Genomic DNA, 19,976 nt, shown 5'->3' with positions numbered 1-19,976 from the left:
CGCTACGGTATAACTCTAGGTATTTCTCCCTAATGACTGTTAAAAATTCACAGATAGACGTAACAGTGACGAGTCTTTCCCCTTTATACTTCAGGTATTTTTTAGAGAATAATACGTCTGTATCTATTAGGTACCTTGGGGAGCCCATAGTCCTTTCCTGTTGACTGCTCTATCAACTATTTGTTCTATTTCACCAGGTGCAACACTAACCTCTTCTACCATTTTTAGGAACTCCTCTTCGAACGCCCTAGACGCTTTCTCAGCAACCTTTTCCGCTACTTCCTTCTTGTCAGTGATAAAGTACCCTGACCCCAGGTCTATGAGGTATATCTCTTTCTTTTTGTAGTCAGAAATTAATACCCTCCCCTTTCTCGTCTATCTTTCTCACAGATATCTGCCCTATCATAAGATAGTATTGTTACCGATGCATAATAAGTGTTCCCAATAAGGTCCTCCGATTTGCACCAATTTAATAGGACAAACCAGGTTTAGGACACATAAAGGTCCCCCTGACCGCCGTCTTTTTGTGTAAGATCGGTAACTGGTATTCAGATCTGTTTTGACCTTATGTTAGCCACTGAGACGATAGCAAATTACTAAAAATAAGAGGGCACTCTCGTTCTGTATTACGGGTGGCCTAAAGTCAAATAACCTAATATTGGAAGATAATGACCAACCCATTACAGTCCATTCAGGCACTTAACCGACTGTAATATAGCGTTACGGACTATACTGAGGGGTGTTACGCTTAGTTACGGTTTTATTCTATGTAGGTATTTGAAGGACAACAGGACACCCTATAGCCGCATGTGTATATTAAGGGTGAGGCCTTGCCTTTCAAAGCCTGATATGGTATGAAGGTTAAGTTAACTCCCTATTAGCAAGATTTCTAGTTAATAACCGAATTCCAAGTCCACGCCAACCTTTTGCGTTTAGAGCCCGAGGAAGTGGGTCAAAGGCTAAGTATCAATATCAGGTTAATCATCACTATGAAAAGTCTATACCCCGTTCAATCTCAGTCTATTAAAAACAATTTTTTAAATTTTGGGTCAGACATGTAAAACTCATGGACAATAAAGAAAAATTGCTTAACTCACCAATAAAAGTAAAAATATTAAAATTGTTCAATGAGGGCGGGGCTGAAATATCGCTTACCTTCAAGGACATTAAGGACTCCTTAAATATCTCCACTGATTCGCTGAAATTCCAGCTCAACGACCTAGTGGCTGAGGGCATATTATCGAAGAAAAAGAATAAGTACAACTTGACTAATGTAGGTAAGGAATTGCTCAAGGAAATTAAGGAAAAAGGTTTGTGAATATAATGACCAGCTCAGAAGCCCTATCTAGCTTTAAGACACTTAGTCATATAAGGCAGGCTCCGCTTTGGCCCCCAGGTCTTTTACCTCACCTTCTGACTACAGCACCATTAAAGAAGACTATAAGATGCCCCTCAAAGGTTTTAGCCAAAGGAAATCGGAATGCAGTAACACACATACTCTGCCTCTTATAGTCTTTGCTATGTTACCGTATGAGTTTTCATAATTATCCTATTGGTCATTCCCTCGAGCTTATGACTTAACTCAAATGGCGGTTAACAATGAACACCTTCTGCTGCTATCAATAGTTTCACAAAGGTACGGTTATGAGTACTTTACGAGAATAGCCACAGCTGAGTACGAGGGTTCTACTAATGGTCATATAGTGAAACGCCTTACTTCTTCTCCGTCTTCATAGACCGTGACCTCTTTATCCCCCTCCAGTAACGCATAGCATCGATAACTCTGCGAGCTGTCAACCCTTAAGTACTTTGTCCCTGAGGGGAACTCGTAGTATGAGTAGCACCCCGCCGTCATATGGCCGTTAAGGAAGAGCCTGGGCTTTAAATCTTCCACAGCGTCAAACATCATCTGACTATACTCATCAAACTTCATTTTAGGGTAGACCTCAGGTATGTAAGGTGGCTGGTGGGCTAGAAATATGTCGAGCCTATCCACAGTATTCTTTAACCTGTTAATTACGTTCATAAACTGGATAGGGGAGGTCATTGGGACACCTTTCCTACTCTCCTCCCCCAAAAGCCCGTTTATTCCAGCTATTTTCAGGTCCCCTATCTCGAAGACTTTACCGTCAGGCATAGCATACGCCCTGATTATCCCGAAGTTCTCGTGGTTCCCGTAGATCGTCAGTAGCTTTACCTTAGAGCTTATTTTCACAAAGTCCTCCGCCGTCATCCCATCGTCCCAATCCCCTGCAGAGATTAGGACATCCGGTCTCACCTTATCTATGACCTCTAACAGCCACTCCACCGCGACTGACTCGTCATGCCCCTTAAAGAACTTATAGGACTTATGGACATCACTCACCAACAGGAACTTCATGATCTGACATTTTGAGAGCCCAAGTAATTAACTTAGCGATAGTACATTTTTAAAAAGAATTAACTCGGCTTTTCTAACTAAACTCTAAGAATACCTTAAACCGGCTATATTTCAGCAAAAAGTCGTTAGAAGCTTATCTAAGTTACGCTATCCAGTTTGAAGCACTCTCTTAAGTACCTTAACCTTCTCAGGTACTTCTTTAGTAACACTATAAAGAGAATTATTAGTCACAAGAACTTGGCTAACCCACCTCTTAACCTCGTCTTTGCTTATGGCTTACACGATAATAGTTCACAAACCGATAAAGGCTTTGAGTGAAAAGAAGCCTACCTCCTAAGACCTCATGAAGTATGTATTAGGCACTCTAAGCACATCGAATTTTTGACTTAATAACGGGGGATACTGTTTAGCATTTTATCCAAAATCCTTGTCTAACATTTTTTACTATTTTAACATAAGGTATTACTTACTCTATAATCAGGACTATGTATCCCGCAAATGTATAACATTAAAAGGGTATAGGTATTTAAAGTAATACCCGAGTGTCAGGGTTTTTCCTACAAATGATACACGATGTGAAAAAACGTAACGGGTTGGAAAATTGAAGGTTTTATTCTTTTAAGAATGGGTATGGAATAAGATACTATGGAAGAGTTAATAAGGAAAGCTGAGGAAAAAGGAATAAACGTTGAGAACCTCATTATTTTTACATTATCAAAGCTAGACCCCCAAGAGGGGATAAAGGTTAGGTTAGAGCTTGCTAAAAAGTTTCTCTCCGAGGCTAAAGAGTACCTAGAAAAGGGAGATACGGTGCAGTCTTCTGAAAAAGCTTACAAGGTCGCGGAAGAAATTGTAAAGGCTTTAGCTGAAAAGTTCGGTTTACCAGAATATGAACAAGCAGTGAAAGAAGATAGATGGCACACATATACTTTAGGTACTGCAGTGGTAAAGCTATCCCTGAAATTGGGTAATTGGGTAAGGAACGGATGGGACTCTGCATATGTCCTTCACGTATGGGGTTTTCATGAGGGAAAATTTGACGTCCAGAGCGTTAGAGCCAGGTTTCAAGATATAGAGAAAATGTTAAATGAAGCAGAGAAGATATTACGTTAACAATGTCTTACTTATTCCTCTGTCCAGTGTCGTTGATTATAACCTTCATAAGCTAAGTGATAAGATTGTACGTCTTGATCATTTTACGTAAAATCCTTGCGTTTAATAATTTTTACTAATTTAACTAGTTACATTGTATTTTACTCAACCGTAACATAGGTAGGTTTTGTAGATTTTTCTCCTGCCTTTGAAGAAGCGGTAGTCTGAGTACCCGTTCCTTTTTATCTCTTTTCCCCTAGCGTACTTGGGGCTTATTTTCTCTGCTTCTTCAAGGACTTCTCTTTCGATTTCTTCGACCGGTTTGTTTTTTAGCCGTCTTGCGGAAGTATTTGTGGAACGAGCGGAAACGACTCCACAAAGTAGATTAAAGTGGATTCAAGTCGTCCTATGGTATTACCTCCTGCGCGCTCTCTAATTAATATTTACCGAGTGCAGGATCAATTTTTGATTTCAAAATATTAAAATAAAGTGGATTCACAAAGGAGGCGTAAAAAATCCAAACCATAAAAATCCGCTAATTTTTAACTCTGTCGTGAAAGAAGAAATTAATTCGTCTATATATCCCAACTATAAACAGTATTATAGCGAAGAAAAATAAATAAGAAAAATGCTTCTATCTTAATCTATTTACTTTCTCCTTGTGAGAAAGGCGGCTAATCCTATTATCACAGCAATGATAGCGAGCACTAACGACACTATGATATACTCCTGCTCCGTCTTCAGTGCATCACTATTTGACGTAACTGAACTACTTATAGAGCTAACGGTCTGGTTTAAGTTATTTAAATTATGGCTGACCTCTACTAACTGGTTCTGGATTTGGATACTTATCGACGTTTCATTCATTAACCCGTCTGACTGATAGCTTACCACAGTAAACTTATAAGTCCCGTCAGGATATTTATATGTGTCTAGTTGATATGTATAGGTATTACCCGAGAAATTAGTGAGTAAGATATTGTTAATATATATAGAGTTTTGAGAGATATCACGTCCAGTAATAGTCACTTTTATTGGGACAACTCCCGTCAAGTTTTCTGATGGAACTTGTATTTGAATACTCGGTAATGCCGGCGTAATATTATTTATCGTTGAGCCGATCGTAGACACCTTAGAATTTGTTAAGTAAAGGTTATTAGCGTGGCTCTGTACAAAAGTTATGGTGGAGTTTATTGCTTTCAACCCTTCTACCTCTGAGCCTAAAATAGTCACATGAGAGTCTAAGATCAGTACGTTACTGACATTAGAACTAGTTATTATTACGTTCCCGTTAATAGTATCGTCAACTATGATGTCATTTAATAGGGTGACGTTGCCCACTATCGTATCGTTTTTCAGATAAGCATTATACGTCTGTCCTGCATCAATTCTCGAACTTGTGACCAAAGTATAAGGTAGTATGTAAAACGTATGAGCATTAGATAGACCGTTAGAAGTAGGCACACCGTCATAGGAAACTCCCGTCACCAACACGTCGAAAGGTGTTGCGAAATACGTGGTAGATGACAAATATGTATAATTACCTAAGGAACTCGAGGAAGGTAATGTGGTGTTCCCCTCCCATAGACCTAGACTTGGATTATACCATAGGGGTATCTCTAACACTGTACTTATATTCGGGTATTCTGACTTTAGAGTAGAAGGGAATACCGTAGCCGAATACATACCTTGAGTTACTTCGGTCCCGTTTGGATAAGTTATGTTTGCGTATACATATAGCACTTGCCCCTGAATAGCGTAATTAGAAGTTGAGATTATAGGTACAGACGGTTTAGGTACAATATACACTTGCCCGTAGAAGTAACCCGACAAGTTTTCATCCAGAGTGTATGAGTCGTATGACGCGAAGAGTAATATTGTATAAAGACCTTGAGTGACATTTTTAGGCACATAGAGGTAACCTTGTAAAATCCCGCTAGGGGTTAAGCTAATAACGGACTTACTCACCACGGTACCGGAAGGCGATAGTAGCTCAGCGGTCACATTAGAGCCGTAGGTTACATCTGTTTGTACTAACAGATTCGTTGACTGGAACGTAGGTAAACCTTCGATTAGTATGTACTGTCCTCCAGCTACACCCCCGGGCTCGGCAATAATTTGAGGTAAAACGAAAAGCGATTGTAAATATATACCGTTAGAGAAAGCCACGTAACCGTACGCGTTGTCACCTATTAATAAATCATCCCCTATAGGTGTAATGTTGGGTAGTTCACCTAGCCATGCACCTACCTCTGGGCTGTACTCTAAGCTCAGGTTTCCTACGAAAGTATACTTATTGTCTGTGATGTTATACGAATATAAGCTAACGCTTATCACTGTAGTGTTAGGCGCCATTTGACCGTAAACGTTAGTGACATTAGCCACTACATAAGGAGATACTTGCGAGTCGAAGAACTCAAGTGATATGGGTAGTTCAAAGGTCATATAGTAACCTGAAAAAGTTTCAGTAAACCCTTCTCCCCCTATCCCACTGTAATTACCATAGACCGTCACATAAATTATCCCGTTAGCATCTGCAGGGAGCTTAACCTTTCCGACCCAGAGTTTTGTTATATTGTCATATGACAATTTAACTTCAGTTATGTTTCCCAGCACGTCTTCTAGGACTGCACTAAACTTACCTTGACTGACTGTGACGTTATTATATGTTATATTTGCAGTGACGATCATTGTCTGCCCGGGCATAAATTCCTCACTAACACCTCCACTGCTATTTAATACGTTAACTTCTATGGATAATGATGGAATCGTTTCTATTTCTCTTATATAATGGGCTAAGTTTCCTAAGTTTATAGACCCCCAACCCGTTACAAGGTTATATCCGTAATTAGCAGTCCAAGGTATGTTGTAACCAAAAGTAATGGGATAGAAGACTTTTGAGTATATTGACGAGTTTGACGCTAACTCGTATATGACCGGGTTTAACATACCGAGTTTTTTATGCAGATAACTATCTAATGTCACAGTCATCCCGGCTAGGAGAGGTGACGCTTCGCTAGTCCCACCAATAATTTCTGTTATGTTAAACGGGCAAATGATGTATATGCCGGGGTATACGTCTGCGTTGGCAGAAATATCTGGGACTTCTCTACCGTTGGGATATGAAGCAGGTGTAGGTAAACCCCATTGGTACCAAGGTTTGGGTTCTATTATGCTTATTCCTCCACTCGACCCACCGTAATTTACACCATTAGGTACGAACCCGTAGTTGGACCATGCTGTCTGGTAATATGAGCCGTTAGGGAACTGGACATAAGTCGTAGTACCTCCTGCACTCGTCACGAAAGGAGATACTGCAGGGTAACCAACAGTCCCTATGGGACCATTACTATACCCAGAGCCTCCAGCATCACCGCTAGACGCGAAGAACGAAATACCCTCAGCAGATCCCATTGCATAATATTCATCGCTTAATACTATACAAGTGTAAAATAACTGACCTGAAAACGTAGAAATTGAGCTCTCTGGTATAGAAAAACTTTGGGATAATACGTCTACCCTATCTTGAGATACTATATATGAAATTATCGTAGGTAACAGACAATTGGGGTTAGCTATGTAGAGGACAATACCAGCTCTTGGTGCTACAGTATGCGAGACCTCTACATCGAGGCTTATCTCTCCAGCCCAACCAGTCTCTATTCCCAAGCCAGGATTATAAGGACCTATAGGGACTACCGTAAAGTTAGGAGGGTTAGGAAGCCCGGTCACCTTATCAAAGTCTACCAGTTGCTGGTAGATATACGGGTCTCCGTAAAAGTCGAGTATCCCGATCGTGTAATTTTGTCCCATATATCCCTTAGCGAATAGCGGGGTTTCATTATAGACCTTTTGGAGGACATTAGGCCAATAGGCTTCTATGGGCGCAGTATAATTAGGCTGTTGTAAGTGTCCTATTAGTTTTTGAACCGTCTTCTGAGTAACTAAGGTTGAGGGGTGGTCGAAGAATAGATTAGATACGTTAGTAGCCACGATATAAGCATCTATTGTTGGTCTCCCAAGAGAGTAGTAGTATCTTACTGTTCCGTTGCTCACTATCTTAATCGTGACGCCTAAGTATTTTTCTATCATACCTACAGTTCCTGAAGCTACTATTACAGAATCAGCAGAAGTGAACTCTACGTTGAAACCGTGTTCTCTCAAAAAGGATAAAACTTCTTTAAATTGAGCTGTAGGGTAAAACAACCTTTCAACTTGAGACTTAGATAAAAAGTGGTGGTATAGGGGTGATGATGGGTTAGAGGTCTCATAAGCATAGTAATAGAGCAAGTTTACATTCTTTAGCGGAATAAAGATAGTAAAAGTTAGCTGGTAATTTTGGGGTAATGTGCCAATTATTCTGAACCCTTTAGGAGGTATTGAATTAGTTATTATACTCATTGAATTAGTAGAACTTATTGCTGTTAGGAGCTGTATAGAAGATATTAAAATAACTAGTATTAGAAAGATTGAATACCTTTTCATAGTCTTAGAAAATTGTAATGTATAGTAGATATATATTTATGCATGATACAAACCTCAACTCCATCCACTTTTTTCTACGTTATTTACATAGATTATTATATGATAGTAGCATAAAATTAAATACGTTATAAATATGTGGAATTAATGAATTTCTACTTAGAAAATGAATAATTATCATTTTATAAATTTCAATAGTCTAAGGTGACATCTAAATGTTTCTTCACGTACCTTAACGTTTTGAATAAAGCCACGTAGAAACCTCAGATGTCAATAACATACTATGAAAGGTATACATAAGAGGGTTCTACTTCTTCCCAGACCGAAGGAAATTAGAGAATTTAATAGCGACATTCATACTATGATGATTATTAAAAATAAGGCTATATACTTAGTTAACGTCTAGAGGGCAAGGTAAGTTAAAACTATCGAGCGTATTAATGAGGAAACCTTTGCCCTTTAATACCTGATAAAGTATACGTAAGATAAGAGCTATACCCGGTCAGTTAATAAAGAGCAACACTACCGTTAGCGTGGTGCTAAAAATTACTAAACAAGAGAATGCGGCTACTCTTTAGTCCCTGACTGAGTATAATACAGCCACATTAATATGAGAATACGTAAATATACTATTGCAGAGTTACACCTAGTGACAAGAAGGATACGAAAGATAGTAAAGTTTTACCTATGTCTTTGAATAACTTTAACTAACTTATACTGCAGACCTTGTATTTAGTCAAGTACTATAGAGCAAGACCTCAGTTTTACACCCAGCACTACATTTTATGTCAAATTACTGTACTCTTTATTAACTGACAGAGTACAATATTCTGTTATTTTGCAATTTCTTTGTCCCTTGAATACAGATCTATCGCTCTAATTTCTTTTTCAAATTCCTCCAAGATTTTATTCGGAGACGGTAATATGCTCAGTTTCTTTAACACAACACTGGGCATTAACCTGCCTAAGTTGCCTATATCTGCCTCAAAAGACGTAATTAACGATATCCTAGAACTCCTTTCCCCTATCTTATCAACTTTAAAATTTATCTTATAGATCAGGTTCCCTGCATATATGACATAAGTAGGAAGACCGTTTTCTGACTTAGGTCCTTCGACCTCAACTGCTAAAGACCTCTTAAGAGTACTCCCTATTACGTTCCTGTCGCTCGATAGTGGTAATAGAAACTTGTCGTTGTCATTTATTCTAGATAAGTTTAACATTCTCATAAAGAAATCTTTATTGTACAACATTGAATTTACTAATTCTTTAGGTAATCCTACTTGGATTATATTAGATTTAGTTAAGCTATGAGTCCTCCTACTCTTAATGTGTGCCTTGAACTCTTTTAATGTTTCAAATGTAGTATTACAACATTCATACATATGATAGGATATATGTTGAGAAAGTTTAAATTATTGCATTAAAACTTTTTTAACACAAATAACAATAGATAAAAGTGATAAAGAAGAATAAAATATACTATTAGTTGAAAAAACTAATATAGATTTTATAAAAATTGATTCTCAGATAAGAGAACAAGGGATATTCAAGGTAGGATACGGTAACACTTGCCTCAGAGTTTAGGACATTACTAAATGATTTTCAAATATGAGTGTAATTCATTAAACATTAGCATTTATCTTATAGTAGAGATTTTATGATAATATTTTTGACCCTACCTTGATGATTTATCTAAACATTTATCAAGTTTGACGGTAGATTAGCTTAATAACTTGTCTATCGAGAAATAAATTAGACCTATATGGCTAAGAAAGAGAAGAAAGGCCAGCAACAGGGTCAATCAGGCCAGTCTGGTAGCCAAAAGAAATAATGAAACTACATATTTAATTATTAACTCAAGGTAAACTTTTTTTATAACCATATTTTCCAATAAATGACAAGGTGACAAGACTAAACAATTTATATTTACAAGTGGGTATTTGTATGAAGGTTTTTCAAGGCTTATCTTTACCTCGGCAGACCTTAAAGGGCAAGGTCTATCGTTGAGGACCAAAAACAACTACGCCAAAGCCCGGAATGCACGGCATAAAGTTAGACAAAAAAACAAGAATAAACGAAGTAAAAGACGTAAGGGGCATAAGCATAAAAGACGTGGTAAAAGAAAAACGTCCCCGTATACACTGTCTACAAATTGTCGAGAAAGGGAGAAACCTCAGGGCAAAACTGGGGGAGGGTCTACCAAACCGAAGTGTAAAGAAAAACTTGTATAGGTCAGGGAAAAGGCCTGAGGGACTTCGGCCTAAACTACGACCTCCCGACCCGAAACCCGTAACTACATACTCCAAAACGGGATAAAATACGACCTGAGAAGCCTAAAGCCCGACCCTCAAAGACCTACCTTAAGTATAGAAAGGGCATGAGGACATAATAAAGAGACGAGAAAACAGTAGAAACATGAGCTACTCGTGTCTCCATTTCATATCGAAGTATTCTTTTACGAATTAGTATAATTCTATGTATGAATAATACAGTAGACATAAGATCATTCTGGATAAACTAAGCTATTGGCCCTTCATCTTACGCTTTTGCACTTACAATCTATTAATATTGCTTAGTATATGCTTAATAGTTATAATCTAAATTATAATAAGATAAATAGAAATTGCAATGGATCCGTGCAACGACGGTCTTAAAAGCCCTCTGTTTTTGATAAGCTTCTTGGAAATCCATATTAACTAATCTGGCTTCCTCACGTCTTAAAGGGTGAGGCTTTCAATCTTTTGTAATTAAAAAATTATCCGTTAACTTCTTGAAAGATCTTGTGTCGAGGTCTATCTTCTATTATAGTCCTACCATAAGTTACAGTATCTTTATAACCTTGACTTTCTACGAATTTTCTAAATGCGTCTATACTGTCCCATTCACTATATATAAGGTATTCGGAGGGATCCTCTACGCTCTTATAAAGTCTAGCACCTCTGAAACCTTCAAAAGACTTTAAGTACTCCACTACATGTTTGAATGCGTTTTCAAACTCTTCTTCATGCCCTTTTTTGACCTTATAGTAAAAACCTACGTTAATCATCCTCTCACTCCTCAGGTTCAACCGGTTTCTTATATACAATGTAATGGTACAAAGAAAACTCTTCACCTATTATTACAAACAGTATTCCGAGGTCTACTCCGAACAAGTTAGAGAAATATCCTGTAGTCGGAATCGTCCACATATTGGCAGCTATTACAATTGCAATTATCATTAAGACTATCATCAATATTTCCGCTATATTCTTTTTAATTATTAACTTGGACTCATTCCCTGATATTGATGCTTTCTCTACTGAACCGCTCTCAGTCCTTGTTATATAAGGAGATAAGAGCTTACCTAAAGTGACGAACGCTGAAGCGAACAGCCCTACTAACACTACACTGGATAAGCTAGGCGAAACCATTATTTCAAACACCGAACCTACAAACATTATCGTGATAGTTACGAAGCCTAACATTGTTAACGGGTTTACCAATGCTTTATAGTTAGCCTTTGATGGCGGTGGTATTAACCATATCCCTACCGCGCTTATTATCGCTGGAGGTAGATATGCCTCAAATACCTGGCTCCACGTCACGGGCACACCAGGGGCCAAGTCACCCCATAAGCTGGTCTGGATTAGGAATACTATCATCACTACACCGATCCATGTAAACAGCTTTCTCTTTAGGGGGTGTAGCTCGTCGGTTCTATCTATAAATGGTACTATCAAGAGGTAAATTAGCGGGATGAACACACCTATGACTATGTTTTCAGTGAGCGTAGCTGGGAAATCCGCTATTTTATATAGGAATAAGAAGAACCATGGTGGATAGGTCGTAACTGAAGCTGCAGCCGGACTATTAGGAGGAGGTGCTGGCTTTGGATTTAAGAACGGGTTGGCTATTTGAGGTAATCCGTTGAGGTATACTAGTAAGTTAGGTACTATTAGTATAAACCCCCATGTTAGAAAGACTAATGACATCATGTAGATAAAATTCCTAGGCCACCACGGGTTGAACTTAGTCCACTGCGCCTTAGGATAAACCGCAGGTACTTTATCCTTGACCTTTCTTGAAGGCATCATACCGTATTGTACATCGGCTAAGAAGAAATGGACGATGAAGAGTAACCCTATTAAAGCGACAAATATTATGTGAAGCCCTAATACCCTAGCATAGTCTCCTGCAGAATAGTTTCCGAAGAAAATTGGGACTAAAAACCCGAGCCCCATACTCGAGAGTATACCTGCTCCTACGTCAACAGCACTAGTAGCCAACACGTCACCTATCAGGCTGTATCCTAAAAACGACGTACCTAGTGTAATCGCCAGCATTAACACCCCTAAGATCCATACTAATTCTCTGGGCTTCTTATATGCCCCCACAAAGTAGTTCCTGAACATATGTATATAGGCTAATATAATCATCGCATAGGCCCCGTAGAGGTGACTGTAGAGGACCACAGAGCCGTATGGCACTTTATTAATTATAGTTTGGGTAGCCTCATACCCTGCCTCCGGGTTGTAGTACAGTAATAAGATAAGTCCTGAAATAACAGTGTAAAAGAAAGCTCCAGCTACTAATGCGCCGAGCCAGTCCCCTACATGATACATATAGTCAGGTGTCCTGAAAAAAGGGAGGTCGTCCATATTTATTCTTTCCTTAAACCAGTTTTTTACGCGTTCAAACATATTCCCACCTACGAAAACGGGTTCGATTCACTTATACTGCTCTTATTACCTACAGATACCCCGAACTGAGACTCCTCTAGGTCTGATGAAGGGTCTTTGGAAGGCACTCCGTTACTACCTGTAGGATATACACCTACACCTACATAACCGGTAGCATACAAATAGTCTGTTGAACTATCCCACTCCAAGATTACTGCGGGTAATGGTCTAACTGTAGGACCAGTTAACACGGCTGCACCGTGATAAGGGTCGTATGTAGAACCGTGGCAATCACAATGAATTATACCGGGTAAATTCTCTTTTTGTGCAGCTAACACAGCCTCAGCTGTTAATGCATCAGGCTCCGGAGCACTGATCTGCGCTGTATTTACATATTTAGGTGGATAAAAGTGTATATACGGGGGCTCGCACCCCAAATGCTGGCAAATAGCACTATATGCCACGATAGACTTGTTAGGTCCCACACCTCCAGGGAATTGGTATTTATCTCCGGTTTGGGGCACGATTACGGTTGTAGCAGGTATTTCTACGGGTTTACCGTCCTTATCACCAAGATTAAGGAGGAAGTTAATTTCGTCTTTGAGGGGGTATGAGAATAACATAATTATAGGGCTATTAACGGGTAATGTAGACGCCTTAATCGGGTTCCCTGACGAGTCTACAATTAGCGTCTTAGGAAACCCTGATATAGCCTCAACAGGAGGGACTAAAACCCTCAGCCCGGGAATAATCCCGGCTACTAGAGCTGCGGAAACACCTACTAGTATCCCCTGAAGGAATTTTCTCCTTTTTTCGTCTACCGGACCTACATTTTTATTTACGAAATTAAATAAATAATCTTCACCTTTTCTCGCAAACTCCCTCTGGTCAAATCGATGAAGTCTAAAAGCTTGTACTATTCTCTTTAGGTAAATGTAATCCTGATACGAAAGTCCTCCTTTAACGTCTTTACCTAACCTAAACTTTAGTGGAATAAAAACCTCACCTCCTTATACTGTTTCTCATGGATGTGATATAATCTTTAACCGTTGGACTGATTTTCCCCTTGACATTCATGAAATAGAAACCGATTAACGGGAATACCATATATAGGAAAAGATGAAAACCTGTTAGACCTAAAAATACGGTAGATATTATCATGTAAAAGCCCAGCCCCGTATATACGTCAATATGATAACCTAACGCTAAGGATAGGAACAAGGCTACGGCATAAAGCAGGATCATTAAGGGTACATTAAACGGATTATTTAAACTTATACCGTATACCGCCGGGAAAACCATGGCGAATATTGTCTCCATGAAGCGGTTCTTTATCACTATGAAGTATAAAGGTAAATACAAAAGTATACCGGGTAGTCCTACTAAAAAAGAACCTAACAACCTTCTAGGCTTCCACCTATAAAATAGTAGCGTAGCACCAAAAATTATCAAGATAGCTAAGAGGGCTAGAAAACTAGTGTCAATATAAGTGTGAAAGAAATTTTCTACGATACCCTCAATTTCACCAAACTCTACTATAGTTAGGATAGGGAGAAGTACCCATCTTTTACTCTTCAGCAAAGCCTCAATACAAAGTGCCGACCCACTAATAAATGTAAATACCTCAACAAATTCCCACCAATAAGAGATGTTATATTGAGGGATTAATGACAGAAAGAGGGAGAGGGTTAAAATAAGACCGATAACCTTAGCTACCTTTTCCTTGAAAGAGAGCATTAATATGCCAAGGGATATGGTTGAAATGTAAATCCCGAGAAGCCCTAATTTAAACATCAAGTTTTCAAAGGGTATTGTAATGGGTAAGTAAGAGATGGGTGTAATAAACTGATAAATTGAAAGAAATATAACCCCGATTAAAAAAAGGTAGAAATACACACCTGAATTTAGGGTGGTCTTACCTTCAATCATTTTCTGTACACCATGTATATTACCACCAATATTATTACAGAAATCAGAGTACCTGCTATAGTCACAATTGCTGAAGGTGATGAGAGTAGACTGGGGATAGCACTTGATGTGATTGTAGGCGGAGCGTTAACCAATGTGAGTTGTAAGAAACTGGGTGTTATTGACTTATCAAACAAAGTCTCTCCGAGCCTACCTTGCCAGACGGCAAATGCAACATAATAAGTCTTCCCTACAGTTATATTCGGCATCCAATTGGCATATCCAGTGGGAACAGTTAACGGCCTCGCAAACTCTACAGTCCAATATCCGCCCTGGTATTTAGCCCCAGTCCATATGAAAAATAACGAGCCGTTAAGTGCCTTTTCGTTGCTCGACACTGGTGCATACCATATTCCTGCGGTATCGACTTCATACATATCGGTATTATTAGTGTACAAGGGAACTGCAAAACCATGGTTTCCGGGGTCAACATATGTTAGGCCGGTGTCGGTTTCGTTTTGCCATAGGTCTGCCTTAAACGCCGGGTCATAAGTGGAATTATTCCATGTAGCACCGGAAACCCACATCCAGATGTTAGCCGCACCGCCGGGCTGTTTTAATGCTCCACCGGCATAAGTAAAGTTAAAACCGTCAAACATTTGGCCTGGGTACTTGCCGCCTATATGCATTCCGTCCATGGAAGGTACTCCAGATCCCATATACCACATCATAGCTACTCTATCTGGATAATACCATGTTGAATTAGTGTAGTAGCCATAAAACATACTGTCACCGTAAAGCAATTTCTCCATAGGCCTTAGCGAGTGCCAGAAAAGTATGGTACCGTTGGGCAGTACGGTAATTTGAGAGTTATTATACGTTGGTAACAAGATCCCACTGTAGTTTAATACGAGTCTCCCGTGATAGGTTTTCCCGTTTACTATTGAAATATAATCAGTATAATTCTTTTCAATCGTATAAGTTGTCCCCGGCATAAGCTCATCAATCCTAAATAATCCGGGGCCAGAGGCTGATGGGCAAATTCCAGCAGCCGCTGCAGACCATGCACCAAACGCTGGGTCTGGAGCATACCACCTCACTAGTACGAATATCCAAGTACCGTTCCACGCAGCTTTTACTAGGATATAATGAGTCAACCCGGAAGTTGGAGCATTAGGGATATTAGCTGATAATGAAATATTTTCACAAGGGACTTTAGCCCAATAACTGGCATTACCGGGGTCGGAGAGGTCTGCTGTCCCTGATATTCTATATACGGTTATTTGAGACGAAGTTTGGGCTATAGGTGTAGTTACATTAAATAACGATAATAGTAAGGAGGCTAAAAGTATTAGCACTGGAATTAAATACACTAAAAACTTTCTCCTCATACCTACAACATAAGAAAATGAGCTGAAAAACTTTAAACGTTGGACTTATGACCAAGGTGATACACGTATCTTTTGCGGATTTTTATTTGTCTTATCATAATGAGATTTTAACTATTAATATAGTATTAAGTAATATTAACATAAAGAGACGTATAAAACCGTATGGCGATGACATTATGATTTAGACTACCCAGAATGGTTCTACGTATATTGTATTGCGTGTTATACTAATTCAGTTAAGAATATCACAATTTACAGCAGAGTCGTAACTCATTATATACTTAGCCATCTACGTAAAGTTCCGAACCGTAAAACGCTCGACTACTAAAACGATTTTAAACTCAGTTAGGTGTTTAATGGTTAGTCGTCGTCCCATATGTAGCGTATCCGCTCTGTATTATGCATTACTCTTCGTACATCGACCAAAGTGTAATTTACACTTTGTCAGGTATTAAAGGGCAAAGATCCTCTCGTTAATACACTCGATAGTTTTGAGTTATCTCGACTTTTAGACTTTGACTGAGTGTAGATATTTTGGTAAATTAAAGCTAGACAAGTTTCAGGAATACCTATTTTTATACATCCTACCAGCCCAATAACCCTTAGCAATAGCCTTACCTATAGATGGTTGCTCCTTTCTTACATCATTAATGGTAACGTCTACCTTTTCAGGCTTTTCAAACCTTACCCCAAGTCCCTTATATATCTCTTTGAGTAAAAATGCCCTATTCCTATCCAGCCCTTTGAATACATTATCCGTTACGTATACCTCATTGCTCTTCACCCATTCAAACACGTAATCTTGGTAGGCATATAAGTTCGAATTAACGAGAATTCTTAGGCCTTTATATTCTACAAAGCTTGGCTGTGATTCTGAAGGGATCATTAGCAGGTCAGCTTTTTCTGTCTTAGCGGAGAGCCTAATCTTTACACCGAGCCTCTTTAATTCTTGTTCATAATATGTAAGGATATTACTGAACTCCTTCCTCTTGTACGGATCTCTATACTCGTTTAGCTCTCCCCCTAGCTTATCACTCTTCTCATAAAGCTCGACCTCGAATCCTCTTAAAGCTAAAACTCTGGAAGCCTCCATACCGGCAAGTCCTCCTCCGACCACTGTTACACTTCCTTCTCCTCTTTCCATAGGAGGCAATATTTCCCATCCGAGCTCTGGGTTTACATCACATCTGACTTCTCTAGTTGATAGTAACCTACAAGATTGGTTACATCTTATACAAGGTCTTATGGGCCCCTCCTCTTTGTTTCTTATCTTCTCTAACCAATCAGGGTCAGCTAAAATTTGCCTCCCGAGGACTACTGCATCAGCAATTTCAAGGACCTTATTAGCTTCTTCTAAAGTAGTGACTGAACCTACCAGCAACATCGGTATGCGCTTAACGTAATTTTTTACTACCTTAGCTTCTTCTAAATAACTAGGTTTCTTATAGTAAAAGCTCGATGAGCCACCTAATGGCCCATCCCTCCCTGCTGATAAGTGTACATAGTCAAGTTTATCTTCTACTCTACTGATTATTTTACCTACAATTTCTGGCGTTAACCCGCCAGGGTCGAACTCGGTGGCAGAGATCCTCAACCCTACCGGTATACTGGTAACCGTCCTTATCTCCTTTATGATTTCCTCTAGAAATAATACTCCATCCTTATACTTGTCAACCCTCTTGTTTGTAGCTGGAGATAGGAACTGTGCTATTAGATAACCATGTGCCCCATGTAATTCTATACCGTCAAACCCGCTCTTCTCCGCCCTCTCTGAGGCTTTTACAAAGTCGTCTACTACCCTATTTATATCGTTCTCAGTCATTTCCTTCACAGGGTCTATGAGCGGAATATTGGAGGGGGCAATTACATCGTTTCCCCATATTAGATTTCTCCTGGTCTTCCTCCCTACATGGACCAGCTGTACAAATATTTTAGAGCCCACGTTGTGTACTGCTTCTGTAAGCCTTGCGAATTTAGGGATTAAAGCATCATCGTATAAGCCGAGCTGGTTAGGAGATCCCCTGGAGTCGACCTTATTTACGTAAGTGTATTCAGTGATCATCAACCCCACCGACTTCCTCCTTAAAAAGTATGATATGTGCTCTTCGCTGGGGTACCCCTCTGGAGTAGCTAGATTAGTTATCATTGGGGACATTACTACTCTGTTTTTTATCGTTATGTCGCCGATTTTTAACGGCTCGAAGAGTTTCATAGTTAGACTAAAGTAGTCATTAGGAATTAAAGCTACTTCAACATAATTAAATAAACTTTCGAGTAAACTGTAATAATCGAGAATTTCTTAAAGTATGATACTTAGTTAGGATTTAAAGGCTAAGGTAGAACCTACCATCAGCAATAATCCCCCCACAAGATGAGCAAATACTCGCTGATGTTTACCTTTAAAGCCTAAGAGGTATAGGTGTTCTAATCTAGTTACTCCAATATGGGCTTAACGGTTAGGATCGATAGCTATACAAATAAGCATATATCTAGTTAGACTTACACGGCTTAACTCTATTCAAAGTTATTTTGTATACCTAATAACCCGCATACGCTAAATTTACTGATCCTACATCTTTCTAGGAGAAAAATGTTATAAAGTTACATAAAATAATTGATTATTATCCTAAAGTTTTTATAAATATATTATATGATTTTGTTATCTTTACCAAAATTTTTCAATCTCAGGACGAGATAAGGTGAACTAATAGCTATATAATTTATATATGTATATATAGATATTATATAGTAAAATAGAATATATAGGTAATCTATATTCATTATTTTTCGACGAAATGCTTAAATTTCATTTTTTCGAATTATCTTACCATGGCCCCTTTACTATTTATAACTCCTGATAGGAAGTTCTTGTACGACGGTAAAAAAATAAAGGAAGTGAAAAAGGAGAAAGACGTACCACAAGGGTCGGAAATAATTTTTGCTAAACCTATGCTCGTTTACGACATCGAAGGGATAAACTTATCTTACCTTGTTGAAAATTATGGGGTAGTCACAGTTGGAGAATTGAAACTTCATGAGCTTGTACAAAAACTAGACTGGAAAGATTTTATTCTATTTGTAGACCATAACAGGAAGACTATTAGAGCCTTTATTAGAGGCGGGGAAGAATTAGATTTGCCTTATAGTTCACTAGATTTTCTCAGATATATACTAGCTAAGTTCCACTCAGGGATTTTATTGGAAAGTGCGGAGTTTGAAGAGATAGAAATGTTTTCAAAATAAGGCCCCTTCATTTTTTAATAGAGAATACTAATAACAGACTGTGCAATGCCCACCTATAAGGTATAACGGTAGGGTCGTAAAAGAAGAAGGTAAGGACCCATTCAAGCACCCGTCTGTTGTTGAGTGGCACAAATACTTGTTTACGAAATGGAGTTCGGAGAAAAAAATAGCGTTACTATTACCTTGTACAGAGAAGAAACCTTATCACAATTCCCCCACACATAAGATAGCAGAAAGTATAGTTAAGGATAAAGTACAGATATATAGTGTATCCGAACCAATGCTCTTAGTCCCGCGTGAGTATGAGGAGTGTTATCCCTTTAGTGACTATGACTACCCACCTTCAAAGATGACACCAGAGGAGAGAAAAGAATTTGTGGAACTTTTAGCTATTGCAATTAAGGCAGTGAGTAATTTTCATGAGTTTATGGTTGCCGTCTTACCTAGGCACCACTTTAGAGTTTTAAAGGAAGCTTCAGACGAGGCGGGGGTAAAGGTAGAAATTTATCCGTATGGTAAATTAGCGTTTAAGAGCATAAAGGAAGCCTCAATTAAAGCATTACGACTATATGAAGATTACTCTAAAGCTTAAAGGCTATTATACATAATATCTGCTAGTTTTGCAACCGTGGGACTTAGAGTTATTACTAGGGATACACGTCTCAACGCTAGTTCATGAACGTCTTCCAAAAAGGTGAAGGTTCGTGCCCAACTTTTATACTCAGTCAAGTCCTAGAGGGGAACCGTCTTACTGCTTACTATACTCAGTGTCAAATACTAAAGGGTAAGTCTCCCGTCATATTCACGGCGAATGCTTAT

13 protein-coding genes and 1 pseudogene are annotated in these 19,976 nt (G+C 38.9%); 4 read left to right on the top strand and 10 right to left on the bottom strand.

Going from position 1 to position 19,976, the window contains the following annotated elements; all coding sequences use genetic code 11:
- Positions 1 to 1,066 precede the first annotated feature (1,066 nt).
- The gene (locus KN1_RS13775) at positions 1,067 to 1,318 is read left to right on the top strand and encodes a winged helix-turn-helix domain-containing protein (protein WP_221288274.1); all 252 of its coding nucleotides are present in this window, start codon (positions 1,067 to 1,069) and stop codon (positions 1,316 to 1,318) included.
- 378 nt (positions 1,319 to 1,696) lie between these two features.
- Here the strand turns inward: KN1_RS13775 and KN1_RS13770 are convergent, their stop codons facing one another.
- Positions 1,697 to 2,380 carry a metallophosphoesterase family protein gene (locus tag KN1_RS13770; protein WP_221288272.1) on the bottom strand — a complete coding sequence of 228 codons (684 nt, stop codon included), beginning with the start codon at positions 2,378 to 2,380 and terminating at the stop codon, positions 1,697 to 1,699.
- Between the two features lie 645 nt (positions 2,381 to 3,025).
- Here KN1_RS13770 and KN1_RS13765 point away from each other — a divergent pair.
- A complete protein-coding gene (locus KN1_RS13765; RefSeq protein ID WP_221288270.1) occupies positions 3,026 to 3,493 on the top strand; it encodes a PaREP1 family protein in 468 nt (155 codons plus the stop codon).
- Between the two features lie 177 nt (positions 3,494 to 3,670).
- On the opposite strand, the pseudogene KN1_RS14855 reads toward KN1_RS13765, so the two are convergent.
- The 9 genes and pseudogenes from KN1_RS14855 to KN1_RS13725 all read right to left on the bottom strand — a co-directional run.
- Positions 3,671 to 3,858: pseudogene (locus KN1_RS14855) on the bottom strand (hypothetical protein); the annotation flags it as partial.
- Between the two features lie 262 nt (positions 3,859 to 4,120).
- On the bottom strand, positions 4,121 to 7,957 hold the full coding sequence (locus KN1_RS13760) for a protease pro-enzyme activation domain-containing protein (protein WP_221288268.1): 3,837 nt from the start codon (positions 7,955 to 7,957) through the stop codon (positions 4,121 to 4,123).
- 830 nt (positions 7,958 to 8,787) lie between these two features.
- The gene (locus KN1_RS13755; RefSeq protein WP_221288266.1) at positions 8,788 to 9,339 is read right to left on the bottom strand and encodes a hypothetical protein; all 552 of its coding nucleotides are present in this window, start codon (positions 9,337 to 9,339) and stop codon (positions 8,788 to 8,790) included.
- 1,373 nt (positions 9,340 to 10,712) lie between these two features.
- Entirely contained in the window at positions 10,713 to 11,003 is a 291-nt protein-coding gene (locus KN1_RS13750) for an antibiotic biosynthesis monooxygenase family protein (RefSeq protein ID WP_221288265.1), read from the bottom strand.
- A 4-nt stretch (positions 11,004 to 11,007) separates the two neighbouring features.
- Positions 11,008 to 12,636 carry a proton pump complex cytochrome B SoxC gene (soxC, locus tag KN1_RS13745; RefSeq protein WP_221288263.1) on the bottom strand — a complete coding sequence of 543 codons (1,629 nt, stop codon included), beginning with the start codon at positions 12,634 to 12,636 and terminating at the stop codon, positions 11,008 to 11,010.
- Between the two features lie 8 nt (positions 12,637 to 12,644).
- Complete coding sequence (locus KN1_RS13740; protein WP_221290807.1) at positions 12,645 to 13,610, bottom strand: Rieske 2Fe-2S domain-containing protein; 966 nt, start codon at positions 13,608 to 13,610, stop codon at positions 12,645 to 12,647.
- Between the two features lie 7 nt (positions 13,611 to 13,617).
- Positions 13,618 to 14,544 (bottom strand): hypothetical protein, encoded by a 927-nt coding sequence (locus tag KN1_RS13735; protein ID WP_221288261.1) that lies wholly within the window; start codon positions 14,542 to 14,544, stop codon positions 13,618 to 13,620.
- Complete coding sequence (cbsA, locus tag KN1_RS13730; protein ID WP_221288259.1) at positions 14,541 to 15,914, bottom strand: cytochrome b558/566 subunit A; 1,374 nt, start codon at positions 15,912 to 15,914, stop codon at positions 14,541 to 14,543. The genes KN1_RS13735 and cbsA overlap by 4 nt, the downstream gene beginning before the upstream one ends.
- A 559-nt stretch (positions 15,915 to 16,473) precedes the next feature.
- Positions 16,474 to 18,126, bottom strand: a complete 1,653-nt coding sequence (locus KN1_RS13725) for an oxidoreductase (RefSeq protein WP_221288257.1) — start codon at positions 18,124 to 18,126, stop codon at positions 16,474 to 16,476.
- A 617-nt stretch (positions 18,127 to 18,743) separates the two neighbouring features.
- Between KN1_RS13725 and KN1_RS13720 the strand changes: the two genes are divergently transcribed.
- Complete coding sequence (locus tag KN1_RS13720) at positions 18,744 to 19,157, top strand: hypothetical protein (protein WP_221288256.1); 414 nt, start codon at positions 18,744 to 18,746, stop codon at positions 19,155 to 19,157.
- Between the two features lie 40 nt (positions 19,158 to 19,197).
- On the top strand, positions 19,198 to 19,749 hold the full coding sequence (locus tag KN1_RS13715) for a DUF5591 domain-containing protein (protein ID WP_221288254.1): 552 nt from the start codon (positions 19,198 to 19,200) through the stop codon (positions 19,747 to 19,749).
- The last annotated feature ends 227 nt before the right edge of the window (positions 19,750 to 19,976 follow it).

Source organism: Stygiolobus caldivivus, assembly GCF_019704315.1.
GTDB lineage: Archaea > Thermoproteota > Thermoprotei_A > Sulfolobales > Sulfolobaceae > Stygiolobus > Stygiolobus caldivivus.
This window is presented reverse-complemented; position numbering and strand designations above follow the sequence as displayed.